Origin of the sequence: Micromonospora humida (assembly GCF_016901255.1) — a bacterium.
Classification (GTDB): domain Bacteria; phylum Actinomycetota; class Actinomycetes; order Mycobacteriales; family Micromonosporaceae; genus Micromonospora; species Micromonospora wenchangensis.
This window is the reverse complement of the sequence record NZ_JAFEUC010000001.1, coordinates 118,499-139,861: the sequence shown is the minus strand read 5'-3', so window position 1 is coordinate 139,861 and position 21,363 is coordinate 118,499. Positions and strand designations below refer to the sequence as shown.

16 protein-coding genes and 1 riboswitch are annotated in these 21,363 nt (G+C 75.5%); of the genes, 15 read left to right on the top strand and 1 reads right to left on the bottom strand.

What is annotated here, in order from left to right:
• Positions 1–64 precede the first annotated feature (64 nt).
• The 5 genes from JQX11_RS00620 to JQX11_RS00600 all read left to right on the top strand — a co-directional run bounded on the left by JQX11_RS00620 (position 65) and on the right by JQX11_RS00600 (position 5,798).
• On the top strand, positions 65–1,198 hold the full coding sequence (locus JQX11_RS00620; RefSeq protein WP_204922955.1) for a 3-oxoacyl-ACP synthase III family protein: 1,134 nt from the start codon (positions 65–67) through the stop codon (positions 1,196–1,198).
• Positions 1,195–2,550: an aspartate aminotransferase family protein gene (locus JQX11_RS00615; protein ID WP_204922954.1), complete on the top strand. Its 1,356-nt coding sequence runs from the start codon at positions 1,195–1,197 to the stop codon at positions 2,548–2,550. Before JQX11_RS00620 ends, JQX11_RS00615 begins: the two co-directional genes overlap by 4 nt.
• 12 nt (positions 2,551–2,562) lie before the next feature.
• Complete coding sequence (locus JQX11_RS00610; protein ID WP_204922953.1) at positions 2,563–3,744, top strand: acyl-CoA dehydrogenase family protein; 1,182 nt, start codon at positions 2,563–2,565, stop codon at positions 3,742–3,744.
• 131 nt (positions 3,745–3,875) lie between these two features.
• Positions 3,876–4,310 (top strand): thioesterase family protein, encoded by a 435-nt coding sequence (locus tag JQX11_RS00605; RefSeq protein WP_204922952.1) that lies wholly within the window; start codon positions 3,876–3,878, stop codon positions 4,308–4,310.
• A gap of 276 nt (positions 4,311–4,586) precedes the next feature.
• On the top strand, positions 4,587–5,798 hold the full coding sequence (locus JQX11_RS00600; protein ID WP_204922951.1) for an MFS transporter: 1,212 nt from the start codon (positions 4,587–4,589) through the stop codon (positions 5,796–5,798).
• Between the two features lie 4 nt (positions 5,799–5,802).
• Here the strand turns inward: JQX11_RS00600 and JQX11_RS00595 are convergent, their stop codons facing one another.
• Positions 5,803–6,579: an AfsR/SARP family transcriptional regulator gene (locus JQX11_RS00595; RefSeq protein WP_307825995.1), complete on the bottom strand. Its 777-nt coding sequence runs from the start codon at positions 6,577–6,579 to the stop codon at positions 5,803–5,805.
• A gap of 290 nt (positions 6,580–6,869) precedes the next feature.
• On the opposite strand from JQX11_RS00595, the gene JQX11_RS00590 reads away from it, so the two are divergent.
• From JQX11_RS00590 to JQX11_RS00545, 10 genes are all read left to right on the top strand, one after another.
• A complete protein-coding gene (locus tag JQX11_RS00590) occupies positions 6,870–8,111 on the top strand; it encodes an MFS transporter (protein WP_204922949.1) in 1,242 nt (413 codons plus the stop codon).
• A 73-nt stretch (positions 8,112–8,184) separates the two neighbouring features.
• Positions 8,185–9,084, top strand: coding sequence for an aldo/keto reductase (locus JQX11_RS00585; protein ID WP_204922948.1), 900 nt, complete (start codon positions 8,185–8,187; stop codon positions 9,082–9,084).
• A gap of 90 nt (positions 9,085–9,174) precedes the next feature.
• Positions 9,175–9,510, top strand: a complete 336-nt coding sequence (locus JQX11_RS00580) for a hypothetical protein (RefSeq protein WP_088646738.1) — start codon at positions 9,175–9,177, stop codon at positions 9,508–9,510.
• Between the two features lie 594 nt (positions 9,511–10,104).
• A riboswitch (cobalamin riboswitch) is annotated at positions 10,105–10,234 on the top strand.
• 309 nt (positions 10,235–10,543) lie between these two features.
• A complete protein-coding gene (gene cobN / locus JQX11_RS00575; RefSeq protein ID WP_204922947.1) occupies positions 10,544–14,266 on the top strand; it encodes a cobaltochelatase subunit CobN in 3,723 nt (1,240 codons plus the stop codon).
• Positions 14,263–16,554, top strand: coding sequence for a VWA domain-containing protein (locus JQX11_RS00570; protein WP_204922946.1), 2,292 nt, complete (start codon positions 14,263–14,265; stop codon positions 16,552–16,554). Before cobN ends, JQX11_RS00570 begins: the two co-directional genes overlap by 4 nt.
• Positions 16,554–17,165 (top strand): cob(I)yrinic acid a,c-diamide adenosyltransferase, encoded by a 612-nt coding sequence (gene cobO, locus JQX11_RS00565; RefSeq protein ID WP_145919775.1) that lies wholly within the window; start codon positions 16,554–16,556, stop codon positions 17,163–17,165. The genes JQX11_RS00570 and cobO overlap by 1 nt, the downstream gene beginning before the upstream one ends.
• An 80-nt stretch (positions 17,166–17,245) precedes the next feature.
• On the top strand, positions 17,246–18,607 hold the full coding sequence (locus tag JQX11_RS00560; RefSeq protein ID WP_204923551.1) for a cobyrinic acid a,c-diamide synthase CobB: 1,362 nt from the start codon (positions 17,246–17,248) through the stop codon (positions 18,605–18,607).
• On the top strand, positions 18,604–19,386 hold the full coding sequence (gene cobI / locus JQX11_RS00555) for a precorrin-2 C(20)-methyltransferase (RefSeq protein WP_204922945.1): 783 nt from the start codon (positions 18,604–18,606) through the stop codon (positions 19,384–19,386). Before JQX11_RS00560 ends, cobI begins: the two co-directional genes overlap by 4 nt.
• Positions 19,383–20,210 (top strand): precorrin-4 C(11)-methyltransferase, encoded by an 828-nt coding sequence (cobM, locus tag JQX11_RS00550; RefSeq protein ID WP_204922944.1) that lies wholly within the window; start codon positions 19,383–19,385, stop codon positions 20,208–20,210. Before cobI ends, cobM begins: the two co-directional genes overlap by 4 nt.
• Positions 20,207–21,358, top strand: a complete 1,152-nt coding sequence (locus tag JQX11_RS00545; RefSeq protein WP_204922943.1) for a cobalt-precorrin-5B (C(1))-methyltransferase — start codon at positions 20,207–20,209, stop codon at positions 21,356–21,358. The genes cobM and JQX11_RS00545 overlap by 4 nt, the downstream gene beginning before the upstream one ends.
• Positions 21,359–21,363: the final 5 nt, after the last annotated feature.

Genomic DNA, 21,363 nt, shown 5'->3' with positions numbered 1-21,363 from the left:
CGCTAGATCTGCGTTAAATCTCGGCGGCGACGGGTGCTGAACACGCCGGCCGCAGCCTGGGGACATGCATGCCGACGCCGAACAGGCAAGCCCGACCGAACCCCGCCGTCACGACCCACGACGGCCCCCTGCCCGCCCCCTCGCCGCCGTCGTCCGCACCCCCACCCCGGGTGCGACGCCGGGCATCCTCGCCACCGGTGCCTGCCTACCCGAGCAGGTGGTGACCAACGCGTCGCTGGCCGCGGCGCTCGGCGTCACGGCCGACTGGATCGTCGACCGGACCGGGGTACACGAACGGCGCGCCGCCGCCCCCGGCGAGGCCACCTCCGACCTGGCCACCCACGCCGCGCGGCAGGCCCTCGACCGGGCCGGCGTCGACCCCGCCGACGTCGGCCTGATCATCCTGGGCACCTCGACCCCGGACCTGCCGCTGCCCGCCACCGCCTGCCGGGTGCAGGCCAACCTCGGCGCGTGGGGCGCGTACGCGATGGACCTGGACGCCGTCTGCACCGGCTTCCTCTACGCCCTGGACGTCGCCCACAAGATCATGCGGTGCGACCCGGCCATCCGGTACGCCGTGGTGATCGGCGCGGACACCTACTCGCGCATCCTCGACTACACCGACCGGCGCACCTCGGTGCTCTTCGGCGACGGCGCGGGCGCGGTGGTGCTGGGCCGCTCAGCCGACGCCGCCGGCATCGCCTACACCCGGCTGGGCAGCGACGGCCGGCAGCACGACCTGGTCCGGATCCCCGCCGGCGGCAGCCGCGCCCCGGCCAGCACCGCCACCGTCGCCCACGGCGGGCACTACTTCACGATGGACGGCCGGGCGGTACGCGCGTTCGCCGAACGCAAGCTGCCGGAACTCGTCGCCGACGCCACCGCCGCCTGCGGACTGACCGTCGCCGACCTCGACCTGCTCGTCCCGCACCAGGCCAACGTGCGGCTGCTGCGCGAGGTGACCAAGGAACTCGGCTTCGTCGCCGACCAGGTGGCGATCAGCGGCACCCACTACGGCAACACCGGCGCCGCGTCCGTGCCGGTCACCCTCGACGCGGCGATCGACGCCGGCCGGGTCCGCCCCGGGGCCCGGGTCCTGCTCGCCGCCTTCGGCGGGGGGATGACCTGGGGAAGCGCCCTGATCACCTGGCCCGGCGGCACGGCCGGCCAGCCGACCCACGAGGAGCCAACGGCATGAGCATCCTGTCCGACTACGCCAAGCGCACCCCCGGCTCGAAGGAACACTTCGCCCGGGCCGGCGCGATGATCCCGGCCGGGGCGACCCGCAGCCTCAACTCCTGGCCGCCGTACCCGGTCTACCTGGACCGGGGGGTCGGCGGCACGGTCTGGGACGTCGACGGCAACGCCTACCGCGACTTCCTGGCCAACTACACCGGCCTGCCGCTGGGCTACGCCGACCCGGACGTCACCGCCGCCATCCGGGAGCAGCTGCCGCACGGCACCTCGCACTCGTTCTCCCGCACCCTGGAGGCCGAGCTGGCGGGGCTGCTGGTGGCGCGGGTGCCGAGCCTGGAACGGGTCCGGTTCACCGGCTCCGGCACCGAGGCGGTGATGTTCGCGCTGCGCCTGGCGCGGGCCCACACCGGCCGCCCGCTGGTCGCCAAGGCCGAGGGCGGCTACCACGGGACCACCGACGACGTCATGATCAGCGTACGGCCACCGGCCGACCTCGCCGGCGACGTCCGGTCGCCCGCCTCCGTGCCGGAGATGCGCGGCATCCCCGCCTCCCGCACCCGGGAGACCCTGGTGGTGCCGTTCAACGACGTCGCCGCGTCGCAGGAGATCCTGCGCGCCCACGCCGACCGGGTGGCGGCGCTGGTGCTCGAACCGGTGCTCGGCGTCGGCGGGATGATCCCGGCCACCGCCGCGTACCTGACCGCGATGCGGGCCACCTGCGACGAACTGGGCATCGTGCTGGTCTTCGACGAGGTGATCACGCTGCGGCTGGCGTACGGCGGCGCGCAGCAGGCGTACGGCGTCACCCCCGACCTGACCACCATGGGCAAGATCATCGGTGGTGGCCTGCCGATCGGCGCGTACGGCGGCCGGGCCGACATCATGGGGTTGCTCGAACCCCAGGGCGGCACCGACGTCTACGACTCCCGCTCCGGCGGCCCGGCGCTCTACCAGGGCGGCACGTTCACCGGCAACGCGCTGAGCGTCGCCGCCGGCATCGTCACCCTCGGCAAGCTCGACGCCGCCACCATCGACGCGCTCAACCGCACCGGCGACCTGCTGCGCCGCGAGTTGACCGGGGTGTTCGCCGGTGCGCCGGTCGACGCCGTCGTCACCGGCGTCGGGTCGCTGTTCAACATCCACATCGGCCCGCGCCGGGTCGAGGTGTTCCGCGACGTGCGCGCCGTCGACGCCGCCCGCCAGCAGGCCTTCTTCCTGGGTCTGCTCAACCACGGCGTGATCGTCGCCCCCCGGGGCATGGGCTGCGTCACCACCTGCACCACCCCGGATGACGTCGCGGCCTTCACCGCCGCCGTCCGGCTCACCCTGCACGACATCACCGAGGCCGGCTGAGAGGGCACGACGATGCAGATCACCTGGACACCGGAGCAACACGCCCGCCGGGAGCGGTTCCGCCGCTTCGCGGCGACGACCGTGGCCCCCGGCACCGCCGAGCGTGACCGCGCCGGGGTCTTCGACTCCAAGTCCTGGCAGGCGCTGGCCGACGAGGGTTTCTGGACCGCCCACCTGCCCCGCGAGTACGGCGGCGACGGGGGCACCCTGTGGGACTTCCTGGCCGGGCTGGAAGGGCTCGCCCAGGGCGCGGACGACTCCGGTTTCGTACTGTCCGCCGTCGCCCACGCCGGCCTGCTGCACGTATTGTGCGAACACGGCACCCCCGAACAGCGTCGACGGCTGCTCCCGGCGCTGGCCGGCGGCGCGGTGGGCGCCACCGCCGCCACCGAACCGGCCGGTGGCTCCCACGTCGCCGCCGTCGGCACCCGGGCCCGCGTGCACGGCGTCGACGACTGGCGGCTCACCGGGCACAAGGCGCACATCACCAACGCGCCCGTCGCCGACCACCTGCTGATCGTCGGCCGGCTCGACGGCATCGGCGCCCGGGACATCACCCTGTTCGTGCTGGACCGCGACCGGCCCGGCGTCAACACCGGCGTCGCCGAGGACCTGCTCGGCCAGCGCACCAGCCCCACCGGGCCGATCATCCTGGACGGGGTGCCGGTCGGCCCGGCGGACGTGGTCGGGCCACCCGGCGACGGGCTCGCCACCCTCTACTCGTTCCTGGCCTTCGACCGGCTCATGTACGGCGTCGTGGTCGCCGCCCAACTGGAGGCACTGCTCCCCGTGGTGCTGCGCCGCTGCGCCGAACGCCGGGCGTTCGGCGTCCCCATCGGCGAGCACGAGTTCATCCAGGACAAGGTCGTCGGCATCCGGACCACCATCGAGTCGGCCCGGCACCTCGCCTACGCCGCCGCCGACGCGCTGGTCCGGGGCGACGACGCCTACAGCGCGCTCGCCTCCTGCGCCAAGCTGGCCGCCTCCGAGGGCGCGGTCCGGTCCACCGTCGAACTGGTCCAGATCTTCGGGCACGCCGGCTACGACCGTGCCGGGGGCATCGAACGGCACCTGCGCGACGCGGTCGCCATCCGGATCGCCGGCGGCACCACGGAGATGCAGAAGAAGAACATCTACAAGGACGTGGTACGCCGCTACGCCGCCCCGGTCGACGCGCCGGCGGTGCCGGCGTGACCGCCCCGACGGGCCCCGGCACCGTAGCCGTTCCGGCGGGTTCCGGCGGCGTGGCCGTTCCGTCGGGGGCCGGCGGTGTGGCTGTTCCGACGGATTCCGGCGGTGTGACTTTTCCGGCGGGTTCCGGCGGTGTGGCCGCATCCGGTGCCGCGTCCGATCCGGCCGGTGCTGCCGGTGCGGGGCAGGGGCGTCGGGTCGAGGGGGAGCGGACCCGGGTGGTCCGCGAGGACGACTGCGCGACCCGGTGGGGCAACGAGGGCCTGATGGTCCTGTCCACCCCGGCCATGCTGGGCCTGATGGAACAGACCTGCGTGGAGGTGCTCGCCCCGGTGTTGTCGTCCGGCGAGATGACCGTCGGTGTCGGCGTGACGCTGACCCACGCGGCGGCGGCCGGTCGTGGTGAGCCGGTCACCTACCGGGTCGCCCTCACCGTGGCGGGCCGCGACGTCGAGGTCGACTTCACCGTGGTCGGTCCGACCGGGACGGTGCTCGGTCACGGCTCCCACCGGCGTCGGATCGTCGACCGGGCCGCCTTCCTCCGCCGACTGGCACCCCCGACCGGCTAGCCCACCCGTCCCCGGGAGCCCGGCCGGGCCCCCGGGGACGCCCGTACCCCCGCCCGCGCCGTCGTGCGGTGATCAAGAGGTTCGCGTCACCGGCCACGGTATTCCTGACGCAAACCTCTTGATCACCCGGGCGGGTTGATCACGTGGGCGGGGCGGGGCCGGGGAGGGGGTTGGGCGGGTGGGGGCGGTGGAGCGGTGGGGGTGGGTGGTGGGGTACCGAGCGTGTCGGTGGTGACTACTGTTCGTCCCCGGTGGACGGGTGGGAGGGGTGGTCGGGTGGCGACGTCGCGGGTGGACCTCTCGGGTCGGGCCGGCACGCCCTTGCGGGCGATCCTGCGGTCGCCCGGCTGGATGGGCTGGGCAATCGCCACCTTCGGGGCCCGGCTGCCGGTGGCGATGGCCCCGCTGGCACTGGTCTTCGCCGGTCGGGCGCTCAGCGACGGCTACCTGCTCAGCGGCCTACTGGTCGGCGCGCACACCATCGGCGAGGCGGTCGCGGCACCCGCCGCCGGGGCGCTGATCGACAGGTGGAACCCGCGTCGCGTGCTGGCCGGGTGCCTGGCCGCCGAGGCGCTGCTGTTCCTGGCCGCCGCTGTGGTGGTCGGCACCGGTGGCGGCACGGCGCTGCTGGTCGTCCTCGTCGCGTTGGCCGGTGCGGTGCCGGCCGGCGCGCCGGGCGGTCTGCGGTCGATGCTCACCCACCTGGTCGACGCGGCCGTGCTGCCCCGGGCGCTGTCCCTGGACACGGTGCTCAACCAGGTCTGCTGGGGGCTCGGACCGGTGCTGGTCGGGGTGACGGTCGCCGCCGTCTCGCCCGCCGCCGGTGTGGGCCTGGTCGCGCTGCCGGCCGTGATCGCCGCGGGGGCGGCCCTGCGCCTGCCCGATCCGGCGGCGGCCCGGCCCGCCGCCGGGCGCAGCCGGGTGCTGCCGGTGCTGCGCCTGCTGGCCCGCACCCTGGCGTTGACCGCCGCGCTGCGGGTGCTGCTCGGGGTGCTGACGGTGGCGGCGGTGCCGCTGTTCACCGGCAGTGGCCAGGCGTCGCTCGCCGGGCTGGCCCTCGCCGCGTACGCGGTCGGGACCGGCCTCGGCAGCGTCCTGTACAGCCTGCGGAGCTGGCCGGGCGGCCACCAGCGGCAGGCCGACGTCGCCCTGCTGGTGCTCGGCCTGGTGGTCGCGTTCGCGGTGGTCGCGCGACCGCACGCCGTCGCGCTGCTGACGCTGTACGCCGTCGCCGGGTTCTTCGAGGGGCCGACCGTGCTGGCCCGGTCGCTGCACCTGGAACGGGTCCTGCCACCCGACCGCCGGGCCACCGGCTTCTCCCTCCAGTACGCGGCGATCGGTTGGGGGTTCGCCGTGGGCAGCATGGTGCTGGCACCCCTGCTGACCCGCTGGGGCGCGGCCACCGTGGTCACCGGGGCGGGGCTGGCGGTGGCGGCGCTCGCCCTCGTGGCGACCCTTCTGCCCGCGCGCCCCGACCGGGTCCGGTGACCCGTCACCGGTACGCCGCCCCCGACCATCCGGCCGCGGCGGACCGGCGGGCGTCGGACGGCTCGCTGAGCGCCGGGTCGCCGTCGAGCACCCGCCGGTGCAGCCGCTGCAACGCCGGCCCCGGCTCGATGCCCACGCCGTCGGCAAGCGTCTGACGGAGGTCGCGGTACACCGCGAGGGCGTCGGCCCGGCGGCCCACCTGGCACAGCGCCCGCATCTGCATGTCGCGCAGCCGTTCCCGCTCGGGGTGGAGGGTGACCAGCGCGGCCAGTTCCTCGACGGCTTCGTCGTACCAGCCGAGACGCAGGTAGGCGTCGGCGCGCAGCTCGATGGCGAGCAGCCGCCGTTCACCGAGCCGTCGGCTCTCGGCCAGGATCGAGGGGGACGGGTCGACGTCGGCGAGCGGGTCCCCCCGCCAGGCGGCCAACGCCTCGGACAGGGACCGGACCGCGTCGTCGAGCCGGCCCGCCGCGAAGGCGGCCCGGCCGCGCACCACGTTGGCGTCGAAGAGGTGGCTGTCGACGTCGCCGCGTGCCAACCGCAGTTTGTATCCACCCGGGCCGGTGATGATGGACCGCCCCACCGACGGGGGCAGACTGCGCCGGAGGCGGAAGACGTACTGCCGGATCAGATTGCCGGCCGAGGCGGGTGGTTCGTCGGTCCACACCTCCCGGGCCAGGCGTTCCACCGGAATGAGCACATTTCCGTTGACCGTCAGGACCGCCATCAGATTGCGTTGCTTGGGAGCATTGATGCAGTAGTTCTGCCCGGGAAGTATCACAAATGTTCCGAGTATGCCGAACTTCACGAATCCCCCACGATGCGCGTGCCCCCGTACCGTCAGTGCCCACCACTGATTGAAGTTAATCGATCAATAATGACGGTGCCGCGCCATCTCCGTTCGGCCGCGCCGCTGCGGTAAGGGGCACATCGCGCTTGTGGCCGTGACGAAAGCGGTGTGAGATCAGCGGTGGGACGTCGGGCCCGGACGGGACACACCGGGCCGGGAAAACGACCACACCGGGAAAGCCGGGCCGGAAGGGCCACGCCAGGGGAAGAGGACCGCGCGCCGTGAACACCGCCACCGATGACCGAGCCGTCCCACCCCCGGTGGTACGGGCCGCCCGTACCGGAGTCGCGGTGGTCTTCGCCCTCAACGGCCTCGCCGTGGCGACCTGGTTCTCCCGGGTCCCGGCGGTCCGCGACGCGCTCGGCCTCAGCGCCGGCCGGCTCGGACTGCTGCTGCTGGCCATGTCCGGGGGCGCGGTGCTGGCGCTGACCACCGCCGGCCTGGTGACCCAGCGGCTCGGCCCGGCCCGCACCGTCGTCGCCTCGACCGTGCTGGTGGCGGTCGGCCTGGCCGGGGTGGGCATCGCCACCCCGCTCGGCTCGCTGCCCGGCGTCGCGGTCGGCCTGTTCGCCCTCGGCTACGGCTCCGGCACCTGCGACGTGGGCATGAACGTCGAGGGCGCGGCGGTGGAGAAACGGCTCGGTCGCACCATCCTGCCCCGCTTCCACGCCGCTTGGAGCCTCGGCTCGGTGGCCGGCGCCGGGCTCGGCGCGGGCGCGGCCCGGCTCGCGGTGCCGATCACCGTGCACCTGGCGGTGCTGGCGGCGGTGGTGCTCGGCGGCACCCTGCTCGGGGCGCGGAACTTCCTGCCCGCCCTGCCCGCCTCCACCGCCGACGGTGCCGCGTCGGCCCGCCGGGGTGGTCTGCTCGCGGCCTGGCGGGAGCCGCGCACCCTGCTCATCGGCGCGCTGGTGCTGGTGATGGCGTTCACCGAGGGCAGCGCCAACGACTGGCTGGCGGTCGCCTTCGTCGACGGCTACGGGGTCAGCGAGGCCGCCGGGGCCGCCGTCTTCGGGGTCTTCGTCGCCGGCATGACCATCGGCCGGACCGCCGGCACCGTGGCCATCGACCGCTGGGGCCGGGTACCGGTGCTGATCGGCACGATCCTGCTGGCCGCCGCCGGCTCCCTGCTGGCGGTGCTGGCCGGCTCCGGGCCGCTCGCCGTCGTCGGGGTGGTCCTCTGGGGACTCGGCGCATCGCTCGGCTTCCCGGTCGGGATGAGCGCCGCCGCCGACGACGAGGAACGCGCCCCCGCCCGGGTCAGCGTCGTCGCGGTGCTCGGCTACACGTCGTTCCTGGCCAGCCCGCCGCTGCTGGGTCTGCTCGGCGACCACGTCGGCATCCTGCACGCCCTGCTGGTGGTGCCGGTGCTGCTGATTCCGACCCTGGCCCTGGTGCCGGCGACCCGTCCGCCGGCCGGTGCCGCGCCGCAGACACCCGCCGGCCCGATACAGAAAATCTAACAGTCGTCGGCCCCGGCCGGTATCGGGTGCGCGGCCGTTACGCCGGGCCACCGCCGCTGGCTAGGGTCGCCGGATGCCAACCGAGATCACCGCCGCAGCGGCGGGCCGCTGGACCCTGGGTGACCGCACCGTGCACCGGATGGGCTTCGGCTCGATGCGGATCACCGCCCACCCCGACCGGGACCGGGCGCTGCGCGTCCTGCGCCGGGCCGTCGAACTGGGGGTCGACCACATCGACACCGCCGCGTTCTACGTCTCGCCGGGCGGCACCCTGAAGGTCGGCACCGGCCCCGCCAGGTACGCCACCGAACTGATCCGCGCCGCGCTCGCCCCGTACCCGGAAGGGCTGGTCGTCGCCACCAAGGTCGGCTTCCGGGACGACCCGACGACCGGCCTGCACGAGGAGGCCAGCCCGGCGCAGCTGCGCGCCCAGGTGGAGGAGAACCTGCGCCGGCTCGGCCGCGACCACCTCGACCTGGTCAACCTGCGGATCGTCAAGCGGCCCGCGCCGGACTCCGTGGCCGAACGCTTCGGCGCGCTGGCCGAGCTGCGCGACGCCGGCCTGATCCGGCACCTGGGTCTGTCCAACGTCCGCCTCGACCACCTCGACGAGGCGCAGACCATCGCCCCGGTGGTCTGCGTGCAGAACAACTACGCGCTGGACAACCGCGGCGACCAGGACGCCATGGTCCGCGAGTGTGGTGCCCGGGGTATCGCCTACGTGCCGTTCTTCTCCCTGACCGGCGGCAACCGCGAAGGCGGGGCCCGCACCGACCACGGCGCGGCCGTACACGCCGTCGCCCGCGCCCACGACGCCACCCCGCAGCAGGTACGCCTCGCCTGGACGCTGCACCAGGGCCCGCACGTACTGGCCATCCCCGGCACCGGTGACCCGGCCCACCTCGCCGAGAACGTCGCGGCCGCCGCGCTGCGACTCACCCCCGACGAACTGGCCGCCCTCGACCGGCGGTGAACGGGCCGCTCAGCCGGCTGTCACCGGGTTCGCAGCGCCCTTCCAGGTGGGGGTGCTCCACTGGAGGGACGCCGAGGAGAGGACGGGCAGATGGGCTGGTTCAGCCGACGGACCCGGGCTGACGAGGGCATCCCGACGAAGCTCGACCGGGAGGCCACCCGGGACGACCTGACCGCGCTGGCGGACTTCGTGGCCGCCCACCGGGGGGTGGAGTTCTATCTCGAACCCGAGACGACCGCCACCGACACCACGGTGGTGGCGATCGCGCACGACGGGGAGTGGATCCGCCGCCGTACCGGCTCCCCACGTACGGCGGCGAAGCTGGCCCACCGGCACGCGGTGCCCCTCTACGAGGCGGCGAAGACCGGATACCCGGAGCGGATGCGGGCCTGGAACCGGGCCCACCCCGAGCGTCGCCTCCGCTGACCCCGCAGCCGCGCGTGCGGCGTGGCGGGGTGGTGGCCCCCGTGGGATGTCGGCCCGTGGGATGTGGGTCCGTGGGATGTGGGTCCGTGGGGGTGCGGCCACGGCGGCGGGTGCGACCGCCGGCCGCCCCGGTCGCCTGCCACTGCGGGGCAGGGGTGTGGGGGTATGTCGTCGCGGGCCCTTTCGAGCTGATGACGGCGACGGATCGGCCCCGCCGGGTGGGACGACCCGTACCGCCAGGTCGGGGGTGGCCGGGGTGGCGCGGCACCGGATGGGCCTGTGACCGGAGGGCCTGCGGCACCGGAGGGGGCGGCCCCGCGGCACCGGGCCGGGGCCGCCGCCCTCAGGCTGCCCCGGCCCCGGCGTGTCGGGGGGCCCTACCCGGCGCGCCAACCGTCCGGTCAGGTCGGCCGTGCCGGTCCCGAGTCGTTGACATCATCAGCTCGACAGCGTGCGAGAGAGGTGTCCCGACCGACCAGGGCCGTGCCGCCCGGATCAGCTCCGTGCCGCCCAGTTCCGCGCCGTCGCGGGGCCGGTGGCCGCCGTTGACCTCGGGGTGAGGAGTGTGGCAGCATTCGCGGCCTGACGGCAGTGAAGGAAGTCGGTGCGATTCCGACGCGGTCCCGCCACTGTCACCGGGGAGCGATCCCCCCTCGTGGGTCACGACCGTGCGTGCACGGTTGGAAGGCCGGGGGTGAGCGTCGATCCGGGAGCCAGGATACTTCGGCCGTCGGAGAACCCCAGGGCGTGGACACCCGAGGAGGACCCGATGACGCACAGCGTCACTGCCGACCCGATCACGGTCGGTGATTTCCGCATCACCGTCGAGCCCGCGCCGCCGCGCGCTCCCACCTCTCCCACCGTCGCCGGCCGTCGCCGGGGCGGTCGGCCTGCCACGTACCGCTGACGGCCGGTCCGGGTGCCCCGCCGCCGGCGGGGTACGTCGGACCTCCGCCGCCGCTGACCGGCGTCCCTCCCGCCCCGCTCGGCCCGGCCCCGTGGTCGAGCCGGACGTCACTCTCCGGAGCCGAACGTGCGCATCCTGCTGCTGTCCACCGCCGACACCGATCTGCTCGCCGCCCGCGCCAGCGCCGCCGACTACCGTCTCGCCAACCCCACCCGGGTCGACGTGGCCGCCGTGCCGGCCCTGCTCGACGGTGTCGACCTGGCCGTCGTACGGCTGCTCGGCGGGCGGCAGGCGTGGCCGGACGGCCTCGCGGCGGTGCTCGGCTCCGGCGTCCCCACGATCGTGCTCGGCGGCGAGGCGGTGCCCGACGCGGAGCTGATGGCGGCCTCCACGGTGGCCTCCGGGGTGGCCACCGAAGCGCTGTCCTACCTGGTCGAAGGGGGCGCGGACAACCTCGCCCAGCTCGCCCGGTTCCTCTCCGACACCGTCCTGCTCACCGGTGAGGGCTTCGACCCGCCCACCCCCACCCCGCCCTACGGCATCCTCGACCACCACCGCCCGTCCACCCCGGTCGACGGGGCGGACCCGGTGGCCGGACCGGCCGGGCGGCAGGACGGCGGCGGGCGGCCCACGGTGGGGATCGTGTTCTACCGGGCGCACGCGCTGGCCGGCAACACCGGTTTCGTGCAGACCCTGGCCGACGCGGTCGACGCGGCCGGCGGCGAACCGCTGCCGATCTTCTGCGGATCGCTGCGCGGGCTCACCCCCGGCGACGGGCCGCTGGACCTCTTCGCCCGCTGCGACGCGCTCGTCGTCACCGTCCTCGCCGCCGGGGGGACGGTCGCCGCCGACGCCTCCGGCGGGGGCGACGAGGACGCCTGGGACGTCGGCGCGCTCGCCGCCCTCGACGTGCCGGTGATCCAGGCGCTCTGCCTGACCAGCACCCGGGAGCAGTGGGCGGCCAGCGACGCCGGGCTGTCCCCGCTGGACGCGGCCATGCAGGTGGCCATCCCCGAGTTCGACGGTCGGATCGTCACCGTGCCGTTCTCGTTCAAGCGGATCGACGCCGACGGGCTGTCGGTCTACGCCGCCGACGCCGAGCGGGCCGCCCGGGTCGCCGGGATCGCCGTCCGGCAGGCCCGGCTGCGCCACCTGCCCAACGCCACGAAGCGGGTGGCGGTCGTGCTCAGCTCCTACCCGACGAAGCACTCCCGGGTCGGCAACGCCGTCGGCCTGGACACCCCCGCCTCGGCGGTCCGGCTGCTCGCCGCCCTCGCCGACGCCGGATACCACCTCGGCGACGCGCCGCCCCCCACCGACGGGGACGCGCTGATCCACGCGTTGATCGCCGCCGGGGGCCACGACGTCGAGTGGCTCACCCCGGAACAGTTGGCCGCCGCCGAGGCCCGGGTGCCGGGGGACACCTACCGGCGCTGGTTCGACCAGGTGCCGGTCGACCTGCGGGACCGGATGCGGGAACACTGGGGTGAGCCACCCGGCCAGCTCTACACCGACGACGGGGACATCGTCCTGGCCGGGCTGCGGTTCGGCAATGTCACCCTGCTGATCCAGCCGCCGCGCGGCTTCGGCGAGAACCCGATCGCCATCTACCACGACCCCGACCTGCCACCCAGCCATCACTATCTGGCCGCCTACCGGTGGCTGGCTGCGCCGGTCGCCGACGGCGGCTTCGGCGCGGACGCGGTGGTGCACCTCGGTAAACACGGCACCCTGGAATGGCTGCCCGGTAAGGGACTCGGCCTGGCCGCCGACTGCGCCCCCGACGCCGTCCTCGGTGACCTGCCGCTGGTCTACCCGTTCATCGTCAACGACCCCGGCGAGGGCACCCAGGCCAAGCGGCGGGCGCACGCCGTCGTGGTCGACCACCTGGTGCCCCCGATGGCCCGCGCCGAGACCTACGGCGAACTGGCGAAACTCGAACAGCTGCTGGACGAGTACGCCACCGTGCAGGCCCTCGACCCGGCGAAGGTGCCGGTGGTCCGGGGGCAGATCTGGGAGTTGGTGCGCGCCGCCGAACTCCACCACGACCTGCACACCGAGGCGATGCCCGCCGCCGACGACTTCGACGACTTCGTGCTGCACCTCGACGGCTACCTGTGCGAGGTCAAGGACGTGCAGATCCGCGACGGGCTGCACATCCTGGCCGGGGTGCCCACCGGTGAGGCCCGGGTCAACCTCGTCCTGGCCGTGCTACGCGCACCGCAGGTGTGGGGCGGCAGCCGGGCGCTGCCCGGCCTGCGGCAGGCCCTCGCCGCCGGCTACGGCCTGGACGAGCAGGCGCTGCTCGCCGAGCCCGGGGCGCGGGTGGCGGTGCCGACGGCGTTGACCGACGTCGTGGACGGGCCGGCGGTCACCGCCGCCGACGCGGTGGACCTGATCGAGGGGCTGGCCCGGCGGCTCGTCCTCGGCATGGAGACCCTCGGCTGGGATCCGGACCGAGCCGACCCGGTGGTCGCGGAGGTGACCGGTGGGTCCTGCCCCGACGCCGCCGAGGTGCTGCGGTTCGCCGCCCGTGAGGTGGTGCCCCGTCTGGACCGCACCACCGACGAGATCACCCACACCCTCGGCGCGCTCGACGGCCGGTTCGTGCCGCCCGGACCCTCCGGGTCGCCCACCCGGGGGCTGGTCAACGTGCTGCCCACCGGCCGCAACTTCTACTCCGTCGACCCGAAGGCGATCCCCAGCCGCAACGCCTGGGACGTCGGGGTCGCGCTGGCCGACTCGCTGCTCGCCCGCTACCTCGCCGACACCGGGGAGTACCCGCGGTCGGTCGGGCTGACCGTGTGGGGCACCAGCGCCATGCGTACCCAGGGCGACGACATCGCCGAGGTGCTGGCCCTGCTCGGCTGCCGGCCGGTGTGGGACGACCGGTCGCGGCGGGTCACCGGCGTCGAGGTGGTGCCGGTGGCGGAACTGGGCCGGCCCCGGGTCGACGTCACGGTCCGCATCTCCGGCTTCTTCCGCGACGCGTTCCCGCATGTCGTCGCCCTCCTCGACGACGCGGTACGGCTGGTCGCCGCCCTCGACGAGCCGGCCGGGGACAACTACCTGCGCGCGCACGTGGCCGCCGACCTCGCCACCCACGGCGACGAGCGGCGGGCCACCGCCCGGATCTTCGGCTCCAAACCCGGGGCGTACGGGGCGGGGCTGCTGCCGCTGATCGACGCCCGCAACTGGCGTACCGACGCCGACCTGGCCGAGGTGTACGCCGTCTGGGGCGGCTACGCCTACGGCCGGGGCCTGGACGGGCGGGAGGCGCGGGCCGACATGGAACGGTCCTTCGCCCGGATCGCGGTGGCGGCGAAGAACCAGGACACCCGCGAGCACGACATCGTCGACTCCGACGACTACTTCCAGTACCACGGCGGGATGGTGGCGATGGTGCGCCACCTCACCGGGGCCGCCCCGGCCGCGTACGTGGGCGATTCGGCGATGCCGCACGACGTGCGCACCCGCACCCTCGGCGAGGAGACCCGGCGGGTGTTCCGGGCCCGGGTGGTCAACCCGAAGTGGATCGCCGCGATGCGCCGGCACGGCTACAAGGGCGCGTTCGAGCTGGCCGCCACCGTGGACTACCTGTTCGGCTACGACGCCACCGCCGGGGTCGTCGACGACTGGATGTACGAGCGCCTCGCCGAGGCGTACCTGTTCGACGGGGCGACCCGGGAGTTCCTGGAGCGGTCCAACCCGTGGGCGCTGCGCGGCATCACCGAACGGCTCCTGGAGGCCGCCGAACGCGGCCTGTGGGCCGCCCCCGACCCCACCACCCTGGACCGCCTCCGGGAGACCTACCTGGCCACCGAGGGCGACCTGGAGGATCTCCAATGAGCGGTTTTCCCTTCTCGGCCGTGCTCGGGATGGACGACATGCGGTTGGCGCTGCTGCTCAACGCGGTCAGCCCGGCGATCGGCGGGGTGCTGGTGCGGGGCGAGAAGGGCACCGCCAAGTCCACCGCCGTCCGCGCCCTCGCCGCCCTGCTCCCGCCGGTGGACCGGGTCGCTGGCTGCCGGTTCGGCTGCGACCCGGCCGCCCCCGACCCGACCTGCCCGGACGGTCCGCACCCGGGTGCCGCCGGGCACGAGGACCCGGCCGCCGCGCCGGTCGAGCGCCGACCCGCCCGGCTGGTGGAGCTGCCGGTCGGTGCCGCCGAGGACCGGGTGGTCGGCTCGCTGGACCTGGAGAAGGCCCTCGCCGAGGGGGTACGCGCCTTCGAGCCGGGCCTGCTCGCCGCCGCCCACCGGGGGGTGCTCTACGTCGACGAGGTGAACCTGCTCCACGACCACCTGGTCGACCTGCTCCTGGACGCCGCCGCGATGGGCCGCTGCCATGTCGAACGGGAGGGCGTCTCGGTCAGTCACGCCGCCCGGTTCCTGCTGGTGGGCACGATGAACCCGGAGGAGGGTGAGCTGCGTCCGCAGCTGCTCGACCGGTTCGGGCTGACCGTCGAGGTGGCGGCCAGCCGGGACCCGGTCGTCCGGGTGGAGGTGGTGCGCCGCCGGCTCGCCGCCGACGCGGACCCGGCCGGGTTCGCCGCCCGGTGGGCCGCCGCCGACGCGGAGGTGGCCGCCCGGGTGGCCGCCGCCCGGGACCGGCTCGACGCGGTGCTGCTGCCCGACGCCGCGTTGCGGCAGATCGCCGAGGTCTGCGCCGCGTTCGACGTGGACGGGATGCGCGCCGACATCGTCACCGCCCGGACCGCCGTCGCGCACGCCGCCTGGCAGGGGCGGGACCGGGTGACCGCCGAGGACGTGCGGGTCGCCGCCCGCCTCGCCCTGCCGCACCGCCGTCGCCGTGACCCGTTCGACACCCCGGGCCTGGACGAGAAGCGCCTCGACGAGGCGTTGCAGCGGGCCCGCGACGAGCACCCCGACGACGATCCGCCGGACACCGGCCCGGCCCGTCCGGGTGACCCCGGCGGCCCGGACGGCGGTGGGCCGGGCGGCCCCTCGGCGGGCGGCCCCGGCGGCGGGTCGGGCCCGCAGTCACCCGATGACGCCGGTGGGCCGCAGGATGCCACCGGCGGGCCGCAGGACGCCGGTGGTCCGCCGGGCCACGACGACCACCCGCGCGCCCGGACCGGTCCGGCCTCCCCACAGTCCGGGGACGACCGGTGGCCGGACCGCATCGACGACGGCGGACCGGCCGGCGACGACGGACCGGACACCGGACACCGCGCCGACGGCCGGTCGGGACGCCCCGACGACGGCTCCGCCGAGCACACCGGTGCCCGCCCCGGGCGACCCGGCCAGGGCGGTACCGCGAACCCGGGTGACCCGGCGGGCACCGGCTCGGTGGCCGTACCGCAGCGGGGGTTGACGGCCCGGTTGTTCACCGCGCCGGGGGTCGGTGACGGGGTGCCCGGCCGGCGCTCGCGGGCCCGGACCGGGCGGGGGCGGACCACCGGGGCCCGGGTGCCGGCCGGTCGGCCGGCGGCGGTGCACCTGCCGGCGACCCTGCGTGCCGCCGCCCCGCACCAGGCCCGGCGGGGCCGGTGCGACGGCCGGTTGCTGCTGCGCCCGGACGACCTGCGGGAGGCGGTCCGGGAGGGCCGCGAGGGCAACCTGGTGCTGTTCGTCGTCGACGCCAGCGGCTCGATGGGCGCGCGGCAGCGGATGTCGGCGGTGAAGGGTGCGGTGCTGGCCCTGCTCACCGACGCCTACCAGCGGCGGGACACGGTGGCGGTGGTCGCCTTCCGGGGTGCCGGCGCGCAGGTGCTGCTGCCGGCCACCTCGTCGGTGCTGGCCGCGTCGGCGCGGCTGGCCGAGCTGCCCACCGGCGGGCGTACCCCGCTGGCGGAGGGGCTGCTCGCCGCCGCCGACCTGCTGCGGGTGCAGCGGCTGCGGGACCCGCGACGGCGTCCGCTGGTGCTGGTCGTCACCGACGGCCGGGCCACCGCCGGGCACCGGCCGCTGGAGCGGTCGGCGCGCGCGGCGGCGGTGCTCGCCGCCACCGGCGCGCCCTGTGTCGTGGTGGACTGTGAGTCGGGCCCGGTCCGGCTGCACCTGGCCCACCGGCTGGCCGGTCAGCTCGGCGCGACCCACCACCGCCTGGACACGGTCACCGCCGACCCGCTGGCCGGGCTCGCCACCGTCGGAGCGAATCGGAGCGTGCGCTGATGCCGCAGGGAAAGCCGGAACACGTCCCCGCCGACGGGTTGACCACCCGGCAGCGGCGGCACCGCCCGCTGACCATCGTGCACACCGGGCAGATGAAGGGGAAGTCGACGGCGGCGTTCGGGTTGGCGCTGCGGGCCTGGACGGCCGGGCTGCCGATCGGGGTGTTCCAGTTCGTCAAGAGCGCCAAGTGGCGGGTGGGTGAGGAGAACGCCTTCCGGGCCCTGGGCCAGGTGCACGCCGACACCGGGCAGGGCGCGCCGGTGGCCTGGCACAAGATGGGCGAGGGCTGGTCGTGGATCCAGCGCGGCGGCGACGCCGACCACGCCGCCGACGCCCTGGAGGGCTGGCGGCAGATCCAGCGTGACCTGGCCGCGCAGCGCTACGGCCTGTACGTCCTCGACGAGTTCACCTACCCGATGAAGTGGGGCTGGGTGGACGTCGACGAGGTGGTCGACACCCTCACCCACCGGCCCGGCTTCCAGCACGTGGTGATCACCGGCCGGGACGCCGACCCGCGGCTGGTCGAGGCGGCCGACCTGGTCGCCGAACTGACCAAGGTCAAGCACCCGATGGACGCCGGCCAGAAGGGCCAGAAGGGCATCGAGTGGTGACCGGACCGACCCGCCGCACCGACCAGCGCCGCCCGCCGGGCAACGCGCCGGCCGGTCACCCGGGCGGCACCGTGCCGGGCGTGCCGCCGTCCGGCCCGTGGGCGCTGCCCCGGCTGGTGGTCGCCGCCCCGGCCAGCGGGCACGGCAAGACCACGGTCGCCACCGGGCTACTCGCCGCGCTGCGCCGCCGGGGCCTCACGGTCAGCCCGCACAAGGTCGGCCCCGACTACATCGACCCCGGCTACCACGCGCTCGCCGCCGGCCGCCCCGGTCGCAATCTCGACCCGTGGCTGGTCGGGGAGGACCTGGTCGCCCCGCTGCTGCGGCACGGCGCCAGCCTGCCCACCCCCGCCGACGTCGCCGTCGTCGAGGGCGTGATGGGGCTGCACGACGGCGCGGTCGGCCGGGCCGGCTACGCCTCCACCGCGCACGTCGCCACGCTGATCGACGCGCCGGTGCTGCTGGTCCTGGACACCACCGCGCAGGGCCGCTCGGCCGCCGCGCTGGTGCTCGGCATGCGCGCCTTCGACCCGGCGGTACGCGTCGGCGGGGTGATCCTCAACCGGGTCGGTTCGCCCCGGCACGAGACCCTGCTGCGCGACGCGCTCGCCGAGGTGGGCGTACCGGTGCTGGGGGCGGTGACCCGGGCCGTCGAGGTGGCCGCGCCGGCCCGGCACCTGGGGCTGGTGCCGGTCGCCGAACGGGCACCGGAGTCGCTGGCCGTCGTCGACGCGCTCGCCGGGCTCGTCGAGGCCACCGTCGACCTCGACGCCGTGCTCGCCCTGGCCCGCAGCGCACCACCGCTGACCGTCGACGCCTGGGACCCGACGGCGGCCGTCGGTGGCCGGGCCGGCGGGGACCGTCCGGTCGTCGCGGTCGCCGCCGGTGCCGCCTTCACCTTCTCGTACGCCGAAACGGCCGAACTGCTCACCGCCGCCGGGGCGACCGTGGCCCCGTTCGACCCGCTGCGTGACCCGGCCCTGCCCGCCGGCACCCGGGCCGTGGTCATCGGCGGCGGCTTCCCCGAGGTGCACGTCGAGGCGTTGAGCGCCAACACCGGGCTCCGCGCCGAGTTGGCCGGCTTCGCCGGGCCGGTGGTCGCCGAGTGCGCCGGGCTGCTCTACCTCGGCCGCTCCCTGGACGGGGTGCCGATGTGCGGGCGGCTCGACCACCACGCCCGGATGACCGGCCGGCTCACCCTCGGCTACCGCGACGCGGTCGCCACCACCGACTCCCCGGTCCACGCCGCCGGTGAGCAGGTACGCGGCCACGAGTTCCACCGCACCGTCACCGACCCCGGGCACGGCGACCGGCCCGCCTGGCGCTGGGACGACACCGACCACGGTTTCGTCACCGGGCAGGTGCACGCCTCCTACCTGCACACCCACTGGGCGGGTCACCCCCGGGCCGCCCGCCGACTGGTCGAGGCGGCGGCCCGGTGACCGGCACCGGGGCGCACCACCCACCCGTCGCCGCCACCGCCACGCTGACCGGGGTGGGGGTCGGGCCGGGGGACCCGGAACTGCTCACCCTCAAGGCGGTCCGGGTGCTGGTCGAGGCCGACCTGGTGGTCGTACCGGTGCTGGACCGGCTGGCGGCGGACCCGGCGACGCCCCCCGGCCGGGCCGAGACGACGGTCCGCGCGCACGTGCCGGCGGACCGGCTGCGCCGGCTGCCGTTCGCCCTCGAGGACCGGGGCGGGGTGACCGCGCGCCGGGAGGCCGCCTGGGACGCCGCCGCCCGCGCCGTCGTCGACGCCTTCGACGCCGGGGCCCGTTCGGTCGCCTTCGCCACCATCGGCGACCCCAACGTCTACTCCACCTTCACCTACCTGGCCGACGGCGTCCGCGCGCTGCGGCCGGCGGTACGGCTGCGCACCGTGCCGGGCGTCACCGCCATGCAGGAGCTGGCCGCCCGCAGCGGCGTCCCGCTGTGCCAGGGGCGGGAGCCGCTGACCCTGCTGCCGGCCACCGCCGGCGCGGCACCGGTCGCCGCCGCCCTCGCCGGGCCCGGCACCGTGGTGGTCTACAAGGGCTGGCGGCGGCACCGGGAACTCGTCGACGAGCTGCGCCGGCACGACCGGCTCGACGACGCGGTGCTCGGCTGCGGCCTCGGCCTGCCCGACGAACGGATCGGGCCGGTCGGCCCGGACGACGAGCTGCCCTACCTGTCGACGCTGCTGGTCCCGGCCCGCCGGGACCGCCGGGGAGGAAAACTGTGACGTCCACCGGAAAGGTGTGGTTCGTGGGGGCCGGTCCCGGCGCCGCCGACCTGCTCACCCTGCGTGCCGCCCGGGTGATCGCCGACGCCGACGTGGTGATCTGGGCGGCCAGCCTGGTGCACGCCGACGTGCTGGCCCACGCCCGCCCCGACGCCGAGATCGTCGACTCGTCGCAGCTGCCCATCGAGGGGGTGCTGCCGCTGTACCGGCGGGCCGCCGCCGACGGGCTCACCGTGGCCCGGATCCACTCCGGCGACCCGGCGCTGTGGGGTGCCGTGCAGGAGCAGCTCGACCTGTGCCGGGCCCTCGACCTGGCCGTGGAGATCGTCCCCGGGGTCTCCTCGTTCACCGCCGTCGCCGCCATCGTCGGCCGGGAACTGACCATCCCCGAGGTGGCGCAGTCGGTGATCCTCACCCGGCTGGAGGGCGGCAAGACGCCGATGCCGGCGGGGGAGCGGGTCCGCGACTTCGCCCGGCACGGCACCACCATGGCGCTGTTCCTGTCCGCCGCCCGCGCCGGGCAGGCCCAGACGGAACTGCTCGCCGGCGGCTACCCGGCCGACACCCCGGTCGTGGTGGCCTACCAGGCGACCTGGCCGGACGAACTGGTGGTGCGGTGCGCCCTCGGCGAGCTGGCGGCCACCGTCCGGGAGCACCGGTTGTGGAAGCACACCCTGTTCCTGGTCGGGCCGGCGCTCGCCGCCACCGGCACCCGCTCGCACCTCTACCACCCCGGGCACTTCCACACCTTCCGCCGGGCCGAGCCGACCGCCCGCGCCGAGCTGCGCCGGTCCCGGGCCGCCGTGGAGGACGCCACCCCGTGACGTACCCCGAGCCGCCGCTGCGCGAGCCGGACCTGCCGCGTACCGCGAAGGTCCGGCCGGTGGCGTTGCGGACCGGCTGGACCACCGGCGCGTGCGCGACGGCGGCGGCGAAGGCGGCGGTGACCGCCCTGCTCACCGGCGTACCCCAGCGGGAGGTGGAGATCGGGCTGCCCGCCGGCCGGCGGGTGACCTTCGCGGTGGCCCGCTGCGACCTGACGCCGTCGCCCGAAGCGCAGGCGGAGGCGGTCGTGGTCAAGGACGCCGGGGACGACCCGGACGTCACCCACGGCGCGCACCTCACCGCGACCGTCGGTTGGCGGCCCCGGCCCGGCCTGGAACTCGCCGGTGGGGACGGCGTCGGCACCGTCACCCGTCCCGGGCTCGGCCTCGCCGTCGGCGGGCCGGCCATCAACGACACCCCCCGCCGGATGATCGGCCAGGCCGTCGCCGAGGTGGTCGACCTGGCGGAGGTGGGCGTCCGGGTGGTGATCAGCGTGCCGGGCGGCGAGGTGATGGCCCGCAAGACCACCAACCGGCGGCTCGGCATCGTCGGCGGCATCTCCATCCTCGGCACCACCGGCGTCGTCCGGCCGTTCTCCACCGCCTCCTGGCGGGCCAGCGTGGTGCAGGCGGTGCACGTGATGGCCGCCCAGGGGCAGCGGACCGTGGTGCTGTGCACCGGCGGGCGCACCGAACGGGCCGCCCGCGCGCTGCTGCCGGAGCTGCCGGAGGTGTGTTTCGTCGAGGTCGGCGACTTCACCGGCGCGGCCGTCACCGCCGCCGTCGGTGACGCGATGACCGGGGTGGTCTTCGTCGGGATGGCCGGCAAGCTGGCCAAACTCGCCGCCGGCATCCTGATGACCCACTACACCCGCTCGAAGGTGGACCTGTCGCTGCTCGGCGCGGTCACCGCCGAGGCCGGTGGCGACGCCGACCTGGTGGCGGCGGTGCTGGCGGCCAACACCGGCCGGCACGCCTACGAGCTGTGGGAGGCCGCCGGGTTGCTGCGTCCCGCCGGTGACCTGCTCTGCGACCGGGTCCGTCAGGTGCTGCGCCGTTTCGCCGGGCCGGCGCTCACCGTCGACGTGGCGATGGTCGACTTCACCGGCGACCACCTGGTCGCCTCCTCCGGCCGGTGGCCGGCGTGACCGGG